This is a genomic window from Leucobacter sp. 7(1), assembly GCF_900163635.1.
In the GTDB taxonomy this organism is placed as follows: domain Bacteria; phylum Actinomycetota; class Actinomycetes; order Actinomycetales; family Microbacteriaceae; genus Leucobacter.
Map to the genome: position 1 here is coordinate 1 of NZ_FUID01000100.1, position 20,247 is coordinate 20,247.

Annotated in this window: 15 protein-coding genes; 3 read left to right on the top strand and 12 right to left on the bottom strand. The window is 66.6% G+C overall.

Annotated features, from left to right (window positions below; genetic code table 11):
• Positions 1-233: 233 nt before the first annotated feature.
• Together FM113_RS17095 and FM113_RS17100 are read right to left on the bottom strand one after the other, a co-directional pair.
• Positions 234-1,775 (bottom strand): APC family permease, encoded by a 1,542-nt coding sequence (locus FM113_RS17095; RefSeq protein ID WP_254909072.1) that lies wholly within the window; start codon positions 1,773-1,775, stop codon positions 234-236.
• A 212-nt stretch (positions 1,776-1,987) separates the two neighbouring features.
• Entirely contained in the window at positions 1,988-3,160 is a 1,173-nt protein-coding gene (locus FM113_RS17100; protein ID WP_087016067.1) for a P1 family peptidase, read from the bottom strand.
• A 110-nt stretch (positions 3,161-3,270) separates the two neighbouring features.
• Between FM113_RS17100 and FM113_RS17105 the strand changes: the two genes are divergently transcribed.
• Both FM113_RS17105 and FM113_RS17110 read left to right on the top strand, forming a co-directional pair.
• A complete protein-coding gene (locus tag FM113_RS17105; protein WP_087016069.1) occupies positions 3,271-4,773 on the top strand; it encodes an APC family permease in 1,503 nt (500 codons plus the stop codon).
• Between the two features lie 77 nt (positions 4,774-4,850).
• The gene (locus FM113_RS17110; RefSeq protein ID WP_087016071.1) at positions 4,851-5,477 is read left to right on the top strand and encodes a TetR/AcrR family transcriptional regulator; all 627 of its coding nucleotides are present in this window, start codon (positions 4,851-4,853) and stop codon (positions 5,475-5,477) included.
• Between the two features lie 169 nt (positions 5,478-5,646).
• Here the strand turns inward: FM113_RS17110 and FM113_RS17115 are convergent, their stop codons facing one another.
• The 4 genes from FM113_RS17115 to FM113_RS17130 form a co-directional block, all read right to left on the bottom strand.
• The gene (locus tag FM113_RS17115) at positions 5,647-6,318 is read right to left on the bottom strand and encodes a hypothetical protein (RefSeq protein ID WP_087016073.1); all 672 of its coding nucleotides are present in this window, start codon (positions 6,316-6,318) and stop codon (positions 5,647-5,649) included.
• 3 nt (positions 6,319-6,321) lie between these two features.
• Entirely contained in the window at positions 6,322-7,731 is a 1,410-nt protein-coding gene (locus FM113_RS17120; protein ID WP_087016076.1) for an aldehyde dehydrogenase family protein, read from the bottom strand.
• Positions 7,732-7,770: 39 nt separating this feature from the next.
• The gene (locus tag FM113_RS17125) at positions 7,771-9,828 is read right to left on the bottom strand and encodes a primary-amine oxidase (protein ID WP_087016078.1); all 2,058 of its coding nucleotides are present in this window, start codon (positions 9,826-9,828) and stop codon (positions 7,771-7,773) included.
• 199 nt (positions 9,829-10,027) lie between these two features.
• The gene (locus FM113_RS17130) at positions 10,028-10,984 is read right to left on the bottom strand and encodes a helix-turn-helix domain-containing protein (protein ID WP_087016080.1); all 957 of its coding nucleotides are present in this window, start codon (positions 10,982-10,984) and stop codon (positions 10,028-10,030) included.
• Positions 10,985-11,296: 312 nt separating this feature from the next.
• Between FM113_RS17130 and FM113_RS17135 the strand changes: the two genes are divergently transcribed.
• Positions 11,297-12,760: an APC family permease gene (locus tag FM113_RS17135; protein ID WP_087016082.1), complete on the top strand. Its 1,464-nt coding sequence runs from the start codon at positions 11,297-11,299 to the stop codon at positions 12,758-12,760.
• Between the two features lie 253 nt (positions 12,761-13,013).
• Here the strand turns inward: FM113_RS17135 and hpaD are convergent, their stop codons facing one another.
• The 6 genes from hpaD to FM113_RS17165 all read right to left on the bottom strand — a co-directional run bounded on the left by hpaD (position 13,014) and on the right by FM113_RS17165 (position 20,105).
• Complete coding sequence (hpaD, locus tag FM113_RS17140) at positions 13,014-14,156, bottom strand: 3,4-dihydroxyphenylacetate 2,3-dioxygenase (RefSeq protein WP_087016084.1); 1,143 nt, start codon at positions 14,154-14,156, stop codon at positions 13,014-13,016.
• Between the two features lie 163 nt (positions 14,157-14,319).
• Positions 14,320-15,816: an aldehyde dehydrogenase gene (locus FM113_RS17145; RefSeq protein WP_087016086.1), complete on the bottom strand. Its 1,497-nt coding sequence runs from the start codon at positions 15,814-15,816 to the stop codon at positions 14,320-14,322.
• A gap of 70 nt (positions 15,817-15,886) precedes the next feature.
• Positions 15,887-16,573 (bottom strand): GntR family transcriptional regulator, encoded by a 687-nt coding sequence (locus FM113_RS17150; protein ID WP_087016120.1) that lies wholly within the window; start codon positions 16,571-16,573, stop codon positions 15,887-15,889.
• Positions 16,574-16,575: 2 nt separating this feature from the next.
• Positions 16,576-18,078, bottom strand: coding sequence for a fumarylacetoacetate hydrolase family protein (locus tag FM113_RS17155; RefSeq protein WP_087016122.1), 1,503 nt, complete (start codon positions 18,076-18,078; stop codon positions 16,576-16,578).
• A 429-nt stretch (positions 18,079-18,507) separates the two neighbouring features.
• Positions 18,508-19,335 carry an HpcH/HpaI aldolase/citrate lyase family protein gene (locus FM113_RS17160; protein ID WP_087016087.1) on the bottom strand — a complete coding sequence of 276 codons (828 nt, stop codon included), beginning with the start codon at positions 19,333-19,335 and terminating at the stop codon, positions 18,508-18,510.
• The gene (locus FM113_RS17165) at positions 19,320-20,105 is read right to left on the bottom strand and encodes a fumarylacetoacetate hydrolase family protein (protein WP_087016089.1); all 786 of its coding nucleotides are present in this window, start codon (positions 20,103-20,105) and stop codon (positions 19,320-19,322) included. The genes FM113_RS17160 and FM113_RS17165 overlap by 16 nt, the downstream gene beginning before the upstream one ends.
• Positions 20,106-20,247 lie beyond the last annotated feature (142 nt).

Genomic DNA, 20,247 nt, shown 5'->3' on the forward strand with positions numbered 1-20,247 from the left:
TCAGTGGTGAGGGCTTCCTGCTAGAGATAGGGCAGGTGTTGCACTCACCACCTGAAACCGCCGCCGTTTTCTGCGGTATTTGGGTCCGTCCAGATAAATTGACTCGGTTTGGGTGGGGTGATCGGGGCTGGCGCTGGTGCGTAGCCCGGATCGCGGCCCCCGGATCCCGCAGGAACGTCGACGGCCCCTTCTCCCGAGTGGTGTGGGAGAAAGGGCCGCCGAGCGACAACCTGCTACGGACGCTCGAGATCCACGACGTCGACAAGCTCCGTGCCGTAAGCGCCCGGTTCGGTGCCGTGGCCGATCTGGGCGTAGATCGCGGGCTTTCGAGCTTTGATCACCAGCGCCCATATGATGCCGATGATGCCGGCGGCGAAGATAAGTCCCGGGAGTACGAAGGTCGAGGCACTCGCTTCGTCCTGATCGAGCATCAGTTGGAAGTTCATCAGAATCATGATGAACACCCAGAGCAGCGCTACTCCCGACACAATCGGGGCGACGAGCGTGGTCCACACGCTGAGCCCCCGCCGATTCTGACGGAAGAACCCGATCACGGCGGCGGCGATCACGGCCATGAGAAGCACCAGGCCCATCGCGCCTGTGTTCGTAAGCCAGGTGAACATGGTGAGCACCGGGTAGAGGAAAGCGGCGTCCCCGAGAGCGGCAGCCCCGCCGAACGCGTCCGCCGCGAGCGCGAAGCCGACGACAACCACAAGCGCGATGATCGTCTGCGCAACCGACCCAGCCCAGGGTGCGCCCGCGCGGCTGGTGCGGCCAAACCACGCCGGGAGCACGCCCTCGCGCCCCAGCGAGAAGAAGTAGCGCGCTACGGCGTTGTGGAAGGACTGCTGCGCGGCGAACAGGCTCGTCAGGAACAGCAGCGTCATGATGTCTGAGAACAGCACGCCGACGTGGTCGGTCATGAACACGAACATCAGGTCGGGGCCGAACTCCTGCGAGGATCCGACGATCTGCGACGGGCCGACGCCAACGGAGAAGGCCCAGGCGCTGAACGCGTAGAAGACGCCGATGATGGCCACGGCGGCGTAGGTCGCGCGCGGCACGGTGCGCTTCGGGTCCTTGGCTTCCTCGCCGTAGATTGCGGCACCCTCGAAGCCCATGAACGCGGCGACGCCGAACACCAGGATGATGCCAAGCGAGGGTCCGAACAGCGCGGTCGGGTTCAGCGTTGCGGTGGAAACGCCCTCGGGGGCAGCGGCGATGGCGACGATGTCGAAGATGATCACGACGAGGAACTCGAGCCCGACGAGGATGCCAAGCACCTTCGCTGACAGGTCAACGCGGTTGACACCGAGCACGCCCACGACGACGATGCAGAGCAGGATCCAGAGCCACCACGGTGAGGCGAAGCCGAACTTCGCCTCGAGGAACATGGAGAGCTGGAATCCAAAGAGACCGTAGATGCCGATCTGCATCGCGTTATATGAGACGAGCGCGATCAGTGAGGCACCGACGCCGAGCGGGCGGCTCAGGCCTTGCGAGATGTAGGCATAGAACGCGCCCGCGTTCGTGATGTGGCGGCCCATCGCGGTGAAGCCGACCGCAAAGACGGTGAGGATTACCGCGATCAGCAGGAAGCCGAGCGGTACGCCCAGCGACTTCGTAACCGCAAAGGATGTGGTGACACCCCCCGCCACCACGGTGAGTGGCGCGGATGCGGCGATGATCATCAGGGTAATTGCCGGCACGCCGAGCGTGCGGCGACTCAGCCCTGGGGCCTGTGACGCCTGCGGCGTCGATGAGGTGGTGGTCATGTGGATTCCCTCCCGGTCTTGCGGCGTTGCCGACCATGCCAGCGTCCGCGCTGGCAGCACATGCGACTTGAGTCTAGGTTCGGGAACGGGGGAGGTGAAGCGAGAAGCTGTGCCGAGCGCGCACGGGGCATGACGGTGCGCGCACGGCTATCCAAATGGACAGTGTGCCTCGATGAGTGTGATGAGGTCGTGGCCTGAGTGCCCGGCGCGTGTCAGCCCCCGAATGCGGCGCTAATCTCCCCGTGGGGGAGCGCAAAACTCGTATGTCCGGAGCGTCCCACCGTGTCACGGGCCGCGACCAGAGCATTGACCACGGCCTCCTCGGTGGCCTCCACAACGGCGGCGAAAAACGGGTCGATACTGCCCCATGCGACATGTTCGAGCGACTCGGTCACGATGGTGTCGGATCCCATGCGGGAGCTGAGGCCCGATTCGTTCGCCGTCGAAAACGCGAGGAAGATATCGCCCGAGAAATGGCTGCCGGTAGTCCCGGTGCGAGCAAGGCCAAGTGGCACGCGCCGGGCCAGGGCGCGGCACTGATCCGGGAGTAGCGGTGCGTCCGTGGCGACGACCACGATCACGCTCCCGGCCCCCGGCGTGGCCTTCGCGGCAGGAATCGTCGCGGCAGGCGGGATGACAGATCCGTCTCCGCCCAAATCCATCTGGAACCAGTTCTCGGTCTCCATGGGATTGGGGGCCGCAGAGTTTCGCCCGAGCGGGTGCCCCTGGATGCGCAGCTCAGAACGCGAACCGAAGTTTGCTTGGAGGAGCACGCCGACGGTCCAACTCTGGGTGCCAGATTGGACCATGCGCGATGCGGTACCCGTGCCGCCCTTAAACCCGTAGCAATTCATGCCGGTGCCACCGCCAACATTGCCCTCGGCCAGGGGGCCGGTGCGCGCGTCGCTCAGTGCGCGGGCGGCATGCGCGGGCTGCACGATATCCGCGTTGATGGAATTGAGATAGCCGTCCCACGTCTCACCCACCACGGGCAACATCCACGCCGCCGCGCTCGTGGGGTGCTGCTCCGCCATCCACGCGTCGACCCCGCGGTGCACCGCGCCCACCGCGTGCGAGTTGGTGATCGCGATGGGTGCCTGGAGCTGGCCTGACTCCTCGATCCAGCTGCGCCCGGTGAGTTCGCCATTGCCGTTGAGGACAGCGACTCCCGCGGCGCAGGGGGAACCGGCGCGCTCGCGGCCGCGCGGCAGAATGGCCGTCACCCCGGTTCGGGCGGTCACCGGCGAATCACTCGAGATTGTCACATAGCCCACCTCTAGCCCAGGCACGTCGGTGATGGCGTTCCAGGGGCCGGGTGTCCCGTCGAACGGGACGCCGAGGGCGCGAGCTCGCGGTGCGGGAGTGGTGTGCTCAACATTGAACATTGTTCTATCCGTTCACTTGTGCCTAGACTACGGAACACAAAAGTTCCTCAGGTGGATCTGACCGATGTTCAAATCCTAGCCGGATCTCGCGTCCAGACAAAGGAGTCCCCATGCCCAGCTCACCCGCCCCACCAGTCGCCCCCGCCGAGAGCGCCGCGGGGAGCTCGTCGCAGCTCGCCGCGGGACGTCTCGGCACGTGGGACATCATCTTCTTCGTCGTTTCCGCGGCCGCGCCTCTCACTGTTGTCGTGAGCGGGGCCGCGACATCATTCCGCCTCGGCGGCCTCGGCGCACCTGGCGCGATGCTGTTCAGCGGGGTCGTGCTGATCCTGTTTGCCCTCGGTTTTACCGCGATGTCGAAGAGCGTGCGCAACGCCGGGGCGTTCTATGCGTACGTCTCTCGCGGTCTCGGAAAGCCGTTCGGCCTCGGCGCGTCATCGGTCACCGTGTTTGCCTATATCTCCCTGGTGATCTCCTTCTACGGCTTCATCGGTTTCTTCGCCCAGTTCACGTTCGCTGAGCTGTTCGGGATCGACCTGCCCTGGGGAGTCTGGTCGCTGATCTCGGTCGCCATCGTCGCGTTCCTCGGCTATCGCAAGATTGACGTCGGCGCGAAGGTTCTTGCGGTGCTGCTCACGCTCGAGGTTGCGATCCTCCTGGTCCTGGCCTTCGCGACAATTGCAAACGGTGGTCCTGAGCCCTGGAGCGCCGCGCCGTTCAGCCTCGACAACGTGTTCTTCGCGCCGACCGCGGGCGCGCTCTTCGTTGTTGGGTTCGGCGCGTACCTGGGCTTCGAGAGCACCGCGATCTACGCCGAAGAAGCGAAGCGCCCCGAGCGTACGGTGCCTCGCGCCACGATCATCGCAGTTGTGTTCCTCGCTGTGTTCTACGGCTTCACCTTCTGGATTCTGACAGTTGCGTTTGGTGTCGACGGGATCCTGCAGCTCGCCGCGAGCGACTCCTTCGAGACGATGGTGATTGACGGCACCGAGCAGATCGCCGGGGCGTGGGCCAGCTACGTGATGAAGATCCTGATCGTCACGAGTTTCTTCGCGTGTGTGCTGTCGTTCCACAATGCGAGCACCCGATACCTGTTTGCCCTGGGCCGTGAGGGACTTCTGCCGCGGGCACTCGGCCGGACGACCGCGCGGACGCAATCTCCGGCGGTCGCCAGTCTCACGCTCTCCGTGTTCTCCGCGATCGGGGTGCTGATCGCGATCCTCGTCGGCGCAGATCCGTTCCTCGGCCTCGCACTCTGGACCTACGCGACGGGCGTCCAGGGCCTGGTATTCGCACAAGCGCTCGCTGCGATCGCCGTGGTCTGGTACTTCCTGCGGGATCGCCGCGGCCACAGTATCTTCCGGGTGGTGATCGCTCCCATCCTGGGGGCAATCGGACTCGTGGTTGGCTTCACCCTGATCGTCACGAACTTCGAAGTGGTGACCGGCCTCGAAGGCCCGATCAACCAAGTGCTCCTGCTGCCGACGCCGATCCTCTTCATCGGCGGGATCATCGTGGGGCTCATCATCAAGGCGCGCCGCCCTGAGTACTACGCCGGGCTCACCGAGTCGGTCAAGGTGCCGGTCGAGGGGCTGCCGGAGGCGCGAGGCTAACGCCGTGCCGGGGTCGGTCGCGGGATTCCTGCTCGGGCCGACCCCGGGGACTCGCAGGATCCTCTAGGCTGAGCCACATGAATGCGACCGCGCGACGCCGTCTGGAACGCCGAGACGAGATCGTCCAGGCCTTCTGGCGGGTCGCGCGGACGCGCCCCCGCGGGGGCGTCAACGTTCGCGCGATCGCCGCTGAGGCCACAATGAGCCCCGCAAACGTATTGCACTACTTCGGCAGCTTGAACGAACTTCAGATCACGGCGCTCGCCGGGGCGATGGAAGAGTTCGCGGAGCGTCGTCAGGCGATCCTCGACCGCCCGGAGAGCGCCGCCTCCCGGGTGGCCGCCATGATTGAGGCCGGCGTTCCGGACGAGATCAGCGACGAACTGCGCCACGTCTACGAGAGCGTCCCGATCCTGACCGACCATCCTGAATACCGCCCCGCGCACCGCGCCCTCGTGGAGCGCCAGATCATGCTCTACCGCACCCTCATCGAGATCGGTGCGGGCACCGGCGAGTTTGCGCTTGCCTCACCGCCCGGCATGATTTCCCGGAACCTCGTCGCGCTCGAGGACGCCTACGACTTGTACCCGCTGATCGGGGATCGTACCCCGCGTGAGGAATGCCGGGCCGCGGTGCGCAGTTACGCGGAACTCGCCCTCGGCCTCGCGCCCGGTACGCTCGCGGCGGCGGCTGGCCAGCCGTAGCCCCCGGCCCGCGCGCCCCGCCCCAAGCCACCGCCGAAACCGAGGCAGTCTCGCTCCCACGAGCCATTTTCTGGCATATATTCATCGTCGTAGATAAATTGGCTCAGTTTGGGCGAGCCGGGGTGCCAGGGCGGCGGGGGTGAGGCGAGGGGTGCTGGGCGCGGGGCGCTCAGCCGTGACCCGCGAGCATGGCGAGCAGCATCGCGGCCATGCCCCCGGCCTCCGAAGCGGAGAGGGTGCGCCGGTCTCGGATGGCGAGCACGCCCAGTCCGAGAAGTGCGGCGATAAGCAGGATGACGGCCGCGAGGGGGAGTGCGCCGGTGAGCGTCGCCGCACTGTGATGGGCGGGCGCGGCCGCTGGGGCCACTGTGCCCAGTGTGGCCCCGGCATCCCGGGTACCCCCGGCGGTACCCTCGGCCTGCCCACTGTGGCCGAGCACGAGCCAGGCGGTCGCGGGATACGCGAGCGCCGCCGCAACCATCACGGCGCGCGGTAACCACGCGCGCCGCCGGATCGACTCGGATTCCCGCGCGGCGAGCAGACGTGGATGCCGGATCATGGCAGTCCCCAGCGCTGGCCCCGGCACCGCCGCATCCTGAACCGGAGCGGGATCCGGCACCGCAACACCGCGACCACGCAGCCCGATGCCGAGCAGCACGGCGGACGCGACAAGCGCCCCCGCCCAGAGCACCGGGGCCACGATGCGGCTGACGGCGAGGTCGAGCATGGCGAGCAGCATCACCGCGGAGGCCACGATCCCGATCCAGCGCCGACCGATGACGGCGCCGCCGAAGCAGAATGCCCCGGCGGCGACCATCACGAACCCCGGGAGGAGTCCCACAGACTAGCCCTGGATGACCTGCGGCTGTGACACCGACTTCAGACCGGCCGTGCCAAACTCCTGGCCGTACCCCGACTGCTTCGCGCCGCCAAAGGGGACGGCGGGGTGGATGCTGCCGTGGGAGTTGATCCACACAGTGCCGGCGGTGATACGCGCCGCAACTTCGCGGGCGCGCTCCCGGTCAGCAGACCAGACGGAGCCGCCGAGCCCCACATCGAGCGCGTTTGCGAGCCGTACGGCCTCATCGAGATCCGTGTAGCGCACGATCGGGAGGGCGGGGCCGAACTGTTCTTCCACAACAAGTGCTGCCTCGGGATCGATGTCTGCAACCAGCGTCGTCGGGTAGAAGTACCCGGTCGCATCGTGATCCGGTGTTCCGCCCAGCACCACACGGGCACCCGCGGCCTTCGCCGATTCCACGAGCCGGTCCACGACGTTGAACTGCATCTCGTTTTGCAGCGGGCCGAGGAGGTTTTCCTCAGACAGGCCCACACCCATCGGCACGGCTGCGGCGAACTCCGCGAGCGCCGCAACGACCTCGTCGTAGATCGCGTCCGGTACGTAGAGCCGCTTGAGGGCAGCGCACGTCTGACCCGTGTTAATAAACGCGCCCCAGAACAGGCCTTCGGCGATGGCCTTCGGGTCGACGTCGTCGAGCACGATGCCGGCGTCGTTGCCGCCCAGCTCCAAAGTGAGGCGCTTCAGATTGCCGGAGCTCGCCTCGACGATGCGCTTGCCGGTGCGGGTCGACCCCGTGAACATGATCTTGTCGACGCGCTCGCTGGCGACGATCCGAGCACCGAGCTCGCCACCGCCGGAAACCGCGGTGAGCACCCCCGCGGGGAGCTCGGTGTTCAGCACGTGGACGAGCGCGAGGCCCGACAGCGGGGTGTACTCGGACGGCTTCTGCACCACGGTGTTCCCCATCCGAAGCGAGGGCGCGATCTGCCAGATCGCGATCATCATGGGCCAGTTCCACGGGGTGATCGCGCCGACGGTGCCGAGCGGGCGGTAGTGCATCTCGGCGTACGTGTCGCCGTCGTCGATGACGGTCTCCACGGGCAGTGGGGTGTCGGCGGTGACGCGGAGCCAGGTAACGCACGCGCCCACCTCGAAGCGGGCGTTCGGACCGTTGAGCGGCTTGCCTTGCTCGCGAGACAGGATCTCGACGAGCGCCTCGGCGTTTGCCTCGATCGCGTCGGCGGCGCGGTGCAGGATCGCCACGCGCTCGTCGTTGCTGAGGCCAGCCCAGGAGGTCTGGGCGGCGACCGCGGTGTCGATGGCTCGATCCACGTCGGCATCGGTGTCGACGGGCGCGCGCCCGATCAGCTCACCCGTCGCCGGATCAAAGATTTCACGGGAGTTTGGGCCGTCTGTCGTGACGGCTGCGAGCAGAGTGGAAGCGGTAAACATGTGTGGTCCTATCGTCGAGTCACGGAGTGGGAGGGATGGCTACTTGCCGCACCCGCAGTTCGGATTGGCGCAGGTGCAGCGCTCGCCGCTGCAGCAGCCACAGCCACCGCTCGAGCAGCAGCCGTCTTCATCCATCGCACAGGAGGAGCGGGATTCGGCGGGAAGATTGAGAGTCGGATTCTGATCGAAGAAGCCCTGTGGCTTGAACCAGAATCCGGCGTAGTCGACGGGCATGATCGGCCAGTCCTCGGTGCGCGGGAAGTGCGTGAGCCCGAAGGAGTGCCACATCACGATATCTTCCCCGTCGAGGCTGCGGTCCGCCTTCGTCCAGGTCGGGAGGCCGTCCCAACCGGAACTCTGGTTCGGGTACAGGCCCGCCGGGTACAGCTCGCCCTCCGCGAACTGGGTGCCCCAGAGGTTTTTCGTGGCGAAGGCGGCGCGCGCGTACACGCTCGACTCGGGCTGCGCGAGGAGCAGAGACTTTTCTTCGGGGATCAGCCAGTACGCGGTGGGCTTGCCCACGATGTTCTTCCGGTGGGCGCTCGCGACCTGCCAGACGCGGCTCATTGGGCCGTTGGCGAGGCGTTGGGCCCCTTGCTCGGTCGTGAGCTGGGTGTTCGACCAGGTGAAGGCGTTGCCGTAGGGGTTGTCCGGGCCCATCGGGATCTGCACGGCTTCAATCTCGTGCAGCGTGTTATCTTCGCCGTCGATTGCGACGTCCAGTCTCGCGGAGAAGATGTGCTGGTGGATCGGCGTAAAGATGCCGGGGGAGATCTCGGTGTTGTGGGCGTTCGGGCTGCCCGGAATCCCTGCCCCCGGGAACACGATGCCGGTGGCCTTCGCCTCGAACTGGATCGCGCCATCGAGGTAGAAGTACCAGAAGAAGCCGTAGTCATAGTTGCCGATTGTGGCGAAGTAGCTGATCACCAGGCGGCGGCTGCGCCGGGTTTCGGTCTCACCGTCGTCGTTGGTGTGCTTCCACTGGATCCCGTAGTCCTCCTCGTGCATGCAGATCACCTGCGGGATCTTGACCGCGTGTCCGTGGTCGTCGTTCACGAAGCCGTCGAAGTAGTGGATCACCCCGAGGCAGTCGCAGCCGAGCGCGAGGGAGTTCGCGCAGCGGCCGAGCAGGTACTCGCCCGCGTCGAAGTAGCTGATCCAGTACCGGGTCTCGTCGGTGTCCCCGTAGGGAACCACCATCTCGGGCACGCTGGCGCGCGTCAGAATGGGGCGAAGCTCCTCGCCTTGGTGCCAGCCGATGTTGTTGAGGACGAGGCCCTCACGGGAGTTGAAGCCGACGTGGAGGTCCCAGTTCTCCCACCGAACCCGGTTACCGTCGACGGAGAAGCTCGGACCCTCCGGCATCGTGATGTCGATGGGCTTCAGGGTGGTGCGGGCGGGGCCCTGAGCGTCAAGACCGTAGTTGCCGTTGCGCATCGGCGTCGGGACGTCGCCCTCGTCGTAGACGTCGATGACGCGCTGCTCGGTGAGATCGACCCGCACCAGCATGCCCTCGACCGGGTGCGCCCAGGGGCTGTCCCCCTCGTTCGGGGTGAGGTACACGAGTGAACGAACGAAGCGGCGGCCCTGTTCGTCCTCCCGGCCGAAGTAGCCGGGCGCGAGCGGGGAGCAATACGCGGTGTCGATGTACTCGCCGAGGCCGCGGCGCTCCATTGCGGCGCGCCACTCGGGGGACGCCTTCACGATGTCGCCGACGCCTGTGAACTCCTCCATGAGTACGGCGGCCTGACCGAAGGGTGCTTCGGTCGTGGGGAGGGTCCGGGAGGACTCGATCTGCTCGGTGGCGAGCGAGACCACCACCTCGGTGTGCTCGATCGTGGCGCGATCGAGCAGTGTGAAGACCACCCGACGCGGGATCGGATCGCCCGACTTCCACGCCGCGAGCTCGGGCTTCGTCGGCTCCTGCAGGAGGAGCATGGCAACGCGCACATGCTCGGTGAGCAGCCCGGCAGCTTCGATCACGCGGCGAGCCGCGGTGATTTCCACCTCGTTCAACGGGTCGAGGGGATGCACAGCCATGACGGGCGTGCTCACCCGCTTTCCGTGGGTGTGCGTCGTGTCAGGTGCGTGTGTCATGGGGTCCCTCACTCTTCGTTGATGATCCGGATGGTCCCAGTATCGAGGTGCCGATGCCTCGGGACGCGCGGTTCCACACGCTCGTGCGCCGGAAGACAAGAGCAGCACGTCAGGAGGTGACTCCGGCCGCATGGCTGCGCTGATTCGAGTGCCGATCCCGCGCACCCCGCCGGGGGCCGCCATCCGGGCGGCCCCCGGGCTACCGCGCGCTCGCCTCGCTGCGCAGTTCCCGGGGTGAGACCCCGTAGGCGGCTCTGAAGTTCCGGCTGAAGTGGGCGGCATCCGGGAAGCCCCAAGAAGCGGCGATCGCGGCCACGCCCGTGCCGGCGTGCGCGGGATCCAGCAGATCCGCCCGGCATTTTTCGAGTCGGCGCTCCTTGATCCATGCGGAAACGGACGTGCCCGTTTTCTGGAAGAGCGTGTGCAGGTGGCGGGTGGAAATGAAGTGCGCCGCGGCGATCTCGTCGGGGGAGAGTGACGGGGACCGGAGGTGCGTCAGGATGAAGCCCGTGATCTCACGCAGCAGCGCCTGATGCGGGTCCACCGTGGGGGCGTCCACGTCGAACACCGCCGCGAGCGCGGAGTTCAAGAGCTCAACGCTCGTGTGCGCGAGCTTCGTGCGGGCCGGCGCGGTGAGCTCGTGCAGGTGCGGAGCCGCGTTTGTGATAAATCCGGCTACGGCGTCGGCGAGCGGGTGCTGTTCGCCGAGAGAGACCGCCGTCAACGAGTCCGTGAAGCCGGCGGGGAACTCGAGCCGCTGCTTCGGGAACATCATGATGAGGTTGCTGAACGGGGTATCGAACAGCAGCGAATACTCCTGCGAGGTGTCGTAGAAGCAAATGTCTCCGGGCCGCATTACGGCCTCGCGCCCGTTCTGAATGAGGACGCCGGATCCGGCGAGCAGCAGGCTCACCTTGATGTAGCCCGCGCCGCCGCGGGCAATGCCGCCGGCCGTCCGCTCGACGAGCTGCGGCCGTGCCCGAACCTCGGTGAACGCGACCTCGTCGGCGTTGACGCCGCGGAGTGTCCCCGCGAACGGGCCCGGGCCCGTCGGCGTGATCCGGAGCGGCACGAACGACTCGGCTACGGTGCGCTGATACGCGTCGATATCGTGTGTGCGCGTTGGCAGTGACGCTGCCGTGTGTGAACTCTGCATTGCTGTTCCCTCAGGGCGGACCCGGACTCCTATGTCGGCGATTTGGGGCCGAGCTTAGCCCATGTTGACGCGCGCGGCTATCCACTTGGCAAGCCCGGTGTGTGGCGGGGCGCGAGGCGCGCGGCTCTTGCACTGCGGCGTGGAAAACCTGCGACGACTTGACTCTCCGCGCTGGATGGCCCGGTCCGATCGCGCGATCCGGCACCGCGTGTGAGGATCTGCGTCAGGCTTCGAAACGACGAGAGACAGTCGCTTCGAGCCCGCCCGGACGGCAACGACGCCGCCCGGACCCACCGGACAAAGGAGTTCCCCGTGACTGACCCCTCCCCAGGCGGCCTTGCGAAAAACCAGCTCGGCGTCGCCTCGATCGTGTTCCTCGTGCTGGCCGCGGTGGCACCCGTCACCGTGGGCATCGTGGTGCTGCCACTCGCAATTTCGCACGGCAACGGGGGCGGTGTGCCCGTCGCCGTCATCATCGTGGCGCTCGCGCTGCTGCTGTTCGCGGTCGGCTACGCGCAGATGACCAAAGAACTCACGAACGCCGGCGGGTTCTACGCGATCGTCGTCAAAGGACTCGGCCGCGCGGCAGGCCTCATCACCGGCATCATCGCCACTATCGGCTACAACGTGTTCGTCGCGGGGGCACTCGGCACGATCGGGTTCTTTACGGGGGCAGTGGCCTTCCCGATGGTCTTCGGCTTTGAGCTGAACTGGTTCCTCTGCGGTTTCGTGCTGTTCACGATCGTGTTCCTGTTGGCCCGATCCGGCATCCATCTGAGCGCGGTCGTTCTGGGTGTGGCGCTTGTGCTCGAGATCCTGCTGCTCCTCGCCTTCGCGATCTCCGTGCTCGTGCAGACAGGTTTCAGCGTGGAGGCGTTCACGCTCGCTTTCAGCCCGGAGATCCTTGTCGGAGGATCTGTCTGGATTGGGTTGCTCCTGGTGGCGACCGCGTTCATCGGCTTCGAGGCCACCGCGCTGTTCGGTGAGGAGGCGCGGGATCCGCGCCGGACCGTGCCTCGGGCAACGTATGTCGCGATTATTGTGATCGGGCTGCTGCACGCGTTCGCCGCGTGGGCGATCGTCAGCGCGCTGGGTGTACGGGACGCGCAGGCTGCGGGTCTCGCGCACGAGGCAGACGGTGATCTGACGCTCGCGCTGATCGGTGACTATCTCGGGCCGTTCATGGGCATCGTTGCTGTGATCCTCCTCGTGATCAGTCTGTTTGCCGCGCAGCTCGCCTTCCACAACTCGGCGGCACGGTACCTCTTTGCGCTCGGCCGGGCGCACGTGCTGCCGGCCTGGCTCGCCCGCACCAACGACAAGGGTGCACCGCAGCGCGGCCTCCTCGTGAACTACCTGTTTGGGCTGATTATTGCTGCGATCTTCGCTTTCTTCGTGGATACCGAGTTGCCCCCGATCTTCACCCTCGTGCCGGTGGGCCTCGGCTTTGGGACGCTCTCCGTGATGATTGTGCAGGCAATCGCGGCGCTTGCCGTGGTCGTATACTTCCGGCGGAAGCGCGATCCGCGGTGGTGGCGCACCTTCGTGGCACCGGGCCTTGGTTTCCTGGCGCTGCTGACGTTTAGCATCATGGCGATTGTGAATTTCGACCTCGTCGCCGGATCCGATGCCGGCTACGTGCTTGCGTTGCCGTGGGTGCTTGTCGCCGCGGTCGTTGGCGGGCTCGCCTATGCGGCCTATTTGCGTGCGCGGCGCCCGGCGACCTACGCGAGCCTGGTGCAGGACCTGGAAGACTTCACGGAACTCCCGAGCTAGCCCTGGCTGGTCGTCCACACTGAGCCAAATTCGCCCGCACGAGCCATTTATGGCCATATATACATCGTTGTAGATAAATTGGCTCAGTTTGGAGGAGCCAGGGTTTGGCGGATCCAGGGTCTGGCGGATTCCGGGGCTCGGCGGATCCCGGGGCTCGGCGGATCCCGGAACCCACCAGATCCCGGAACCCGGACCCGCAACGCCGAAGGGGGCCGAGGCGCACGCGCCCCGACCCCCTTATGGTGCTCCCGCCTTACAGCGTGTTGCCGAGCTTGAAGCCCTTCTCGCCGTCCTCGTCACGAGTGTACGAGAAGCCGTCAGCGCCGATTGTCACGGCCATCTCCGACGCGTCGGTGCGGGCGATCACAGGCTGCGGGTTGCCGTCGAGGTCGAGCACAAGCGATGCGTCCGTGTACCAGGACGGGACAACGGGGTTGCCCCACCAGTCGCGGCGCTGGTTGTCGTGCACATCCCAGGTGACAACCGGGTTGTCCGGGTCGCCGGTGTAGTAGTCCTGGGTGTAGATCTCGACGCGGTGGCCGTCCGGATCCAGGATGTAGAGGTAGAACGCGTTCGAGACGCCGTGGCGGCCGGGGCCGCGCTCGATCCGGTCCGACATGCGCAGCGCGCCAAGCTTGTCGCAGATCGCGAGGATGTTGTGCTTCTCGTGCGTGGAGAATGCGACGTGATGCATGCGGGGGCCGTCGCCGCCGGTTGCGGCCGTGTCGTGCACGGTCGGCTTGCGGCGCAGCCACGCAGCGTAGACGGTGCCGTCCTCGTCCTGGATGTCCTCCGTGACGCGGAAGCCGAGGTCCTGGTAGTGGCGCACGGCGCGGGGCACATCCGGGGTGACCTGGTTGAAGTGGTCAAGGCGCACGAGCGCGCCCGGCGTGTAGAGGTCGTAGCGCCAGGCGAGTCGCTCGACGTGCTCGACATCGTAGAAGAACTCGTAGGGGAAGCCCAGCGGATCCTCGACGCGCACGGAGTCGCCGATGCCCTTGGTGAAGCCGTCAGCGCGACGCTCAACGCGGCAGCCCAACTCAGTGTAGAACGCGACGGCCTTGTCGAGGTCCTCGGGGGTGCGGACGCGGTAGGAGAACGCGGCAACTGCGGCGATCGGTCCCTGGCGCAGCACGAGGTTGTGGTGGATGAACTCCTCGAGCGAGCGGAGGTAGACGGTGGTCTCGTCCTCCTCGGTCACCGTGAGCCCGAGCACGTCCACGTAGAACGCGCGGGAGGCCGCGAGGTCGGTGACCACGAGCTCCATGTACGCGCAGCGCAGGATATCCGGCGCGGGCACCGACGGGGTCGGAACCGGGTTAGCGGCGTTGATCGGGGCTTCTTTGGTGACGTAGAAGCCGGATGAGGTCTTTTCACGACCTGCGAGTTCAGACATGACGTTGTCCTTCAATCATTCATCGGATGGGATCCGCGCGACGGAGCGCGAAAATGTGGGAAAGGGTCTTGCGGAAAATCTGGGCGCCAGCGAGCTGGCGGTGGGGGATCCGGACCGGCTCTGCGCCGCGTGCGGAAGGAGCGGTGCCGGATCCCCGACGCGGTTACTTGCCGGCGCCGAAGCGCGGCGAGTGTGCCTCGTTGAGGGTGATCTGGATCGACTGCGCGGTCGTGTAGAAGTCGACCGAGCGGTAGCCGCCCTCGCGGCCGAGGCCCGAGGCCTTGACGCCGCCGAACGGGGTACGCAGGTCACGCACGTTGTTCGAGTTCAGCCACACCATGCCCGACTCGATGCCGTGGGCGAAATTGTGTGCGCGCTTCAGGTTCGTGGTCCACACGTAGGCGGCGAGGCCGTACTTCGTGTCGTTCGCGAGCTCCAGCGCCTCTTCATCGGTGTCGAACGGCGTGATCGCAACGACGGGTCCGAAGATCTCCTCCTGGAAGATCCGCGCGTCCGGCTTCACATCGGCGAACACTGTCGGGGCCACGTAGTTGCCCTCGGGGAAGCCCTCGGGGCGGCCGCCGCCGGCGACGAGGCGACCCTCGGTCTTGCCGATCTCGACGTAGCTCATGACCTTCTCGAAGTGGCTCGGGTGCACAAGCGCGCCCACCTCGGTTGCCGGATCGGAGGGCAGGCCCACAACGATGTTCTTTGCACGCTCGGCGTAGCGAGCGACGAAGTCGTCGTAGATCGAGCGCTCGACGAGCACGCGGCTGCCCGCGGTGCAGCGCTCGCCGTTCAGGCTGAACACGCTGAACACGGTGGCGTCGAGGGCTTCTTCGAGATCGGCATCCGCGAACACGATCGAGGGGCTCTTGCCGCCCAGCTCGAGGGAGAGGCCCTTGAGGTAGGGCGAGGCGTTTGTCGAGATCATTGCGCCGGTCGAGCTGTCACCGGTGAAGGAGATCAGCGGCACGTCGGGGTGCTTCACGAGCGCGTCGCCCGCGACGCTGCCCGAGCCGAGAATGAGGTTGAAGACGCCCTCGGGGACGCCGGCCTCGCGGAAGATTTCGGGCCACAGCGCTGCGGAGAGCGGCGTGTAGCTCGCAGGCTTCAGCACAACAGTGTTGCCGGTCGCGATGGCCGGGGCCAGCTTCCAGGACTCCTGCATGAAGGGAACGTTCCAGGGTGTGATCAGGCCTGCGACGCCCTTGGGCTTGCGGTTGACGTAGTTGATCTGGCGACCCGGGACCTTGGTGACGTTGTCGTGCTCGGCGACGATCAGGTCGGCGAAGAAACGGAAGTTCTCGGCCGCGCGGCGGGCCTGGCCCTTCGCCTGGGTGATCGGCAGGCCGGAGTCCCAGCTCTCGAGCAGCGCGAGCTGCTCGTCACGGGACTCGACGATGTCGGCGACCTTGTGCAGGATCCGGGAGCGCTCGCGGGGGAGCATCGTCGGCCACGGACCGTTGTCGAAGGCGCGCTTCGCTGCGGCGACGGCGAGGTCGACGTCTTCCTTCTGGGCGGATGCGGCCGTGATGTAGACCTCGTTGGTGACGGGCTCGATCACGTCGAACTCTGCGCCACTGATGGCGTCGACGAACTCGCCGTCGATGAAGAGCTGAATCTTCTCGGGCAGGCCTTCGGGCTTCTGGTGGTTCATGGTCTCTGCTTTCTGAGGTGATACTGTGGGTTTGGGATGGTCTGGTAGGATCCGGGCGGGGAGCGCCGGATCAGGCGGCCGGGGTCGCGGTGGCGTGTGCGGCTCCGGGCTGCGCGTGCTGGTGGTCGATCACGGCGTCGAGGGTGGCGGTGCGGTGCGCGCGAGCGGCAAGCTCGATGTCGAGTGCGGACGCGCCCTGCTCGATGAGCTGCAGCAGCCGCTCGTGCTCGTCCACCGATTCGCTGGCGCGACCGGGGACAAAGCTGAATGAGGAGTTGCGCAGCACCTTCATCCGGTTCCAGCCGCGGTGCACGAGGTCGAGGATGTGGGGGTTCGGGCAGGTCTCGAACAGCACGCTGTGGAACTCGAGGTTCAGTTCGGTGAAGCGCTGCGGATCGAAGGCGCTGAGCGACTCCCGCATCGTCTGGTTGACGGCGCGGGCGCGAGCGATCTGGTCGGCCGTAATAAATGGCGCTGCCAGTCCGGTCGCGGATCCCTCGACGAGTGCGAGCGTCTGCATCGTGTGGAGGTATTCGGTTTCTTTGATCAGCGCGACTTGGGCACCGACATTGCGTTCGAACGTGACAAGTTGCTCGGCTTCGAGGCGGCGGATCGCCTCGCGTACAGGCACCACCGACATGTCGAGCTCCGTCGCAATCGGCGCGAGTACGAGCCGGTAGCCCGGCACGTACTGGCCGCTGTCGATCCGTTCACGGATCAGGCGATACGCGCGCTCGGACTTCGACTCGGTTGACACGGTTACGCCTGCGTTCCGGCCGCGCCGCGCGACGCCTCGTACTTGGCGCGCCACTCGGCGTTCATGGGGAAGAGGCCATCTACGGCGTGGCCTTCGGCGACCCGATCCGCGACCCAGGCGTCCGCGATCTCCTGCTCTGCGGCCTCGGCGGCAACCTCGGCGAGGAGGAACGGGGGGATCACGAGAACGCCATCGCGGTCACCCATGATGATGTCGCCGGGCTGTACTGCGGCACCGCCGCAGGCGATGGTGACGTCGGTCTCCCACGGGACGTGGCGGCGGCCGAGCACGCTCGGATGCGCGCCCTGCGAAAAGACGGGGATGTCGAACTCCTGGACGGCCGCGAAATCGCGCACCCCACCATCGGTGACGACCCCCACGGCACCGCGCACCTGGGCGCGCAACGCGAGCACATCGCCGACCGTACCGGTGGAGGGGATGCCGCGCGCCTCGACGACGAGCACCTCGCCCGGGTTGACGGTGTCGAATGCGCGCTTCTGTGCGTTGAAGCCGCCAGCGTGCGACTTGAACAGGTCAGGGCGGAACGGAATGAAGCGGAGGGTCTTGGCGGTGCCGAGGATGCGGTCGCCCTCGTGGTTCGGGTGGACCCCGTCGATGAAGATGTCAACGTAGCCGCGCTTGCGCAGTGCCGCGGACACCGTCGCTACGGCGACGCCGTCGAGCAGCTCGCGGATCTCGTCGGTAAGGGGGCCTGTGGCGGCTGCATCACCGTCGAGCGGCGTCGCGCGGCCGGCGGCGACTGCCGCGGCGTGTTCTGCTTCGCTGCCCCAGGCTTCGACGCGCTGTAGATCGTCGGCCTTCGGCGTGTTCCCGAAGTCGCCGAATGCGGTGGTGCCCTGCGTGACCGTGGTCACCAGGCGACCCGTCGTGGGTGCGCCGGGGGCGTTCGGGGCGTCAACCTCGACCTCGACGACGTCGCCGGGGAGCACGACGGAGGAGCCAGCGGGGGTGCCCGTGAGGATCACGTCTCCCGGCTCAAGCGTCATGTGCTGCGAGAGGTCGGCCACGAGCTGCCCGAAGGGGAATTTGAGCGTGTCGCTCGTGTCGTCCTGGACGAGTGAGCCGTTGACCCAGGTGCGCACGCGCCACGCGTCCTGGCCGATGCCGTCGGTCGGGATCGCGGCGGGGCCGACGGGTGTGAAGCCGTCGCCGCCCTTGTTGCGGACGTTCGAGCCTTTGTCGGCGGCGCGCAGGTCGTAGAGGCCGAAGTCATTCGCGGCGGTGACCTCGGAGACGTAGTCCCAGCCGTCTTCGGGGGCGACCCAGCGTGCGGTTTTGCCGATCACGAGGGCGATCTCACCCTCGAAGGCGAGGAGCTCGGTGCCGGCGGGGCGCTCGATCGTGCCGCCGGTGGGGGCGAGGGAGGACGCCGGCTTGAAGAAGTAGGACGGGAACGCGGGCGTGCGGCCACGCTGTGCGATCCTCGACGGATAGTTCAGGTGAACGGCAATAATCTTGCCGGGGGTGTCGATTCCGTACGTCATGGCAACCTCGCTCATCTCGTTGTATTTCTTATCGTATACGATCTGCAGGGATTTGGAAAGTGGTGTCAGATCCCGTGCCTCTGGTAGGCCTGTCTCGGGTTCTTGGGCCTAACGCCCACGAGCCCCGGCCGCTCGGCCACCGGCCGCTCAGCCACCCGGCCCCACGCAACCGCCCACCAGCGCCAACCAAAACCTCGGAGATCCTGCGCCGATGTTCGGTTTGCGGCAGAAAATCTCCTCGTTTTCCGTGGATCTCCTGCTGTTTGGGCGACGCGGGAGATGGTTGAGCCACGCGTTCGCGCATCGATGCCGAGGCTGATTGCGTCGACCAGTGGCCGCGCAGCGGCGAAGGGGCGTCCGTGAGGAGCGAAAATCACGACACGTCATCAGCGATCCCCGCTCCACCCAGCACTACTCCACTGCCGCCCCTTAGTAGCTCGCGCGCGGGGTGTCACCCGCATCTGCCGCGCCGACAAAGCGCTCCACGAGCGCCTCGGTTTGGCGGGCGAGGATCGCGACGTCCGCGCCGACCGCAACAAATGAGGCACCGGCGGCAATGTAGCGCTCGGCGTCAGCCGGCACAAACGCGTTCACGCCGACGGGCTTCCCCGCGGCAACGCCCGCCGCGATCGCGCGCAGCACACCCGCAACCACGTCCGGGTGACCCTGCTGGCCGAGCAGCCCCATCGAAGCGGCGAGATCGGACGGGCCGACGAAGATCGCGTCCACGCCGTCGACCGCAACGATGCGCTCGACATCGGCGACGGCCGCCGCGGATTCGATCTGCACGGTCAAGCTGATCGTCTCATTGGCGCGGCCGAGGTACCCCCCGACCCGGTTCCAACGCGCCGAACGCGCAAGCGCAGACCCGACGCCGCGGACGCCGCCGCCGGCGGTGCCGTCTGGGTAGCGCACGGCGCGCACGATCTGCTCGGCCTGCTCGGCGGAGTCCACCATCGGGATGAGGAGGTTCTGCGCACCGAGGTCCAGGAACTGCTTGATGGTGACGGTGTCGCCAAACGGCGGGCGCACGAGCGGTGCGACCGGGTAGGCCGACATCGCGTAGAGCTGCGCCAGCACCGACTCGAGCCCGTTGGGGGAGTGTTCGGCATCAAGCAGCACCCAATCGCAGCCGCTGCCGGCAACGATCTCCGCGGTGATGGGGCTCCCCGCGCACGCCCAGAGGCCGATGAGTGGGCGCTCGCTCGCGGTGAGGCGTTCGCGCAGCGTCGCGGGAAGCTCTACACGAATCGGCATGTCACCGAACCCAGCTCGTTGTAGTCGGCGTGGATCGTGTCGCCGCGCTCCACCCACATCGGCTTCGTGAACGATCCGGCGAGAATGATCTCTCCGGCCTCGAGGCTCTGCCCGTGCTGAGCGAGCTTGTTTGCGAGCCAGGCGACGCCCATGGCGGGGTGGCCCAGGATCGCGCCGGCCACGCCGGAGTCCTCGATCGTCTGGTTGCGGTACAGCAGCGCGGGGACCCAGCTGAGGTCGACCTCGTCGACCTTCACCGGGCGGCCGCCGACCACCATGGCGCCCATCGCGGCGTTGTCGCTGATGGTGTCCACGATCGTGCGGCCTTCGAGTTCGAGGTGTGAGTTCAGCACTTCAAGGGCGGGCACCACGTACGCCGTGGCGTCGAGGACATCGAAGATTGTGACGCCGGGGCCCGCGAGCGGCTTGTTCAACACGAAGGCGAGCTCGACTTCGATGCGCACGTTGGAGTAGCGGTCAAATTCGAGCACCGCACCCGACTCGAAGACCATGTCGTCGTGGATGACCCCGTAGTCGGGTTCCGAGATCCCCGTGGCGAGCTGCATGACCTTCGAGGTAAGGCCGATCTTGTGACCCACGAGCTTCGCACCCTGCGCGATTCGGCGATCCGACCACACCTTCTGGATCGCGTAGGAATCTTCGATCACCATGTCCGGGTAGCGTGCGGTGAGCTTGGGCAGAATCGCGCGGTCAATGTCCGCCTGCACAAGCTCGTCGGCGATGGCGTCAATCTGTGTCTGGTCGAGCACGGGGCCTCCTTTGGTCGTGGTTCAGATCGTATATGATCTGCCTCCGGATCTGCCACCCTGCGGCTCGACAATTGCGGGATTCAGGCGCTGCGGGGGCTCGTGCGAAATTGTTATTCTCGGGACGTAGACGATAGTTTGCTTT

Excerpts from the sequence above, each read along its gene's own strand:
- FM113_RS17130 (WP_087016080.1), bottom strand. The coding sequence starts at position 10,984 with ATGCAGAGTTCACACACGGCAGCGTCACTGCCAACGCGCACACACGAT.
- FM113_RS17125 (WP_087016078.1), bottom strand. The coding sequence starts at position 9,828 with ATGACACACGCACCTGACACGACGCACACCCACGGAAAGCGGGTGAGC.
- FM113_RS17100 (WP_087016067.1), bottom strand. The coding sequence starts at position 3,160 with ATGTTCAATGTTGAGCACACCACTCCCGCACCGCGAGCTCGCGCCCTC.
- FM113_RS17155 (WP_087016122.1), bottom strand. The coding sequence starts at position 18,078 with ATGACGTACGGAATCGACACCCCCGGCAAGATTATTGCCGTTCACCTG.
- hpaD (WP_087016084.1), bottom strand. The coding sequence starts at position 14,156 with ATGTCTGAACTCGCAGGTCGTGAAAAGACCTCATCCGGCTTCTACGTC.
- FM113_RS17105 (WP_087016069.1), top strand. The coding sequence starts at position 3,271 with ATGCCCAGCTCACCCGCCCCACCAGTCGCCCCCGCCGAGAGCGCCGCG.
- FM113_RS17120 (WP_087016076.1), bottom strand. The coding sequence starts at position 7,731 with ATGTTTACCGCTTCCACTCTGCTCGCAGCCGTCACGACAGACGGCCCA.
- FM113_RS17145 (WP_087016086.1), bottom strand. The coding sequence starts at position 15,816 with ATGAACCACCAGAAGCCCGAAGGCCTGCCCGAGAAGATTCAGCTCTTC.
- FM113_RS17110 (WP_087016071.1), top strand. The coding sequence starts at position 4,851 with ATGAATGCGACCGCGCGACGCCGTCTGGAACGCCGAGACGAGATCGTC.
- FM113_RS17095 (WP_254909072.1), bottom strand. The coding sequence starts at position 1,775 with ATGACCACCACCTCATCGACGCCGCAGGCGTCACAGGCCCCAGGGCTG.
- FM113_RS17160 (WP_087016087.1), bottom strand. The coding sequence starts at position 19,335 with ATGCCGATTCGTGTAGAGCTTCCCGCGACGCTGCGCGAACGCCTCACC.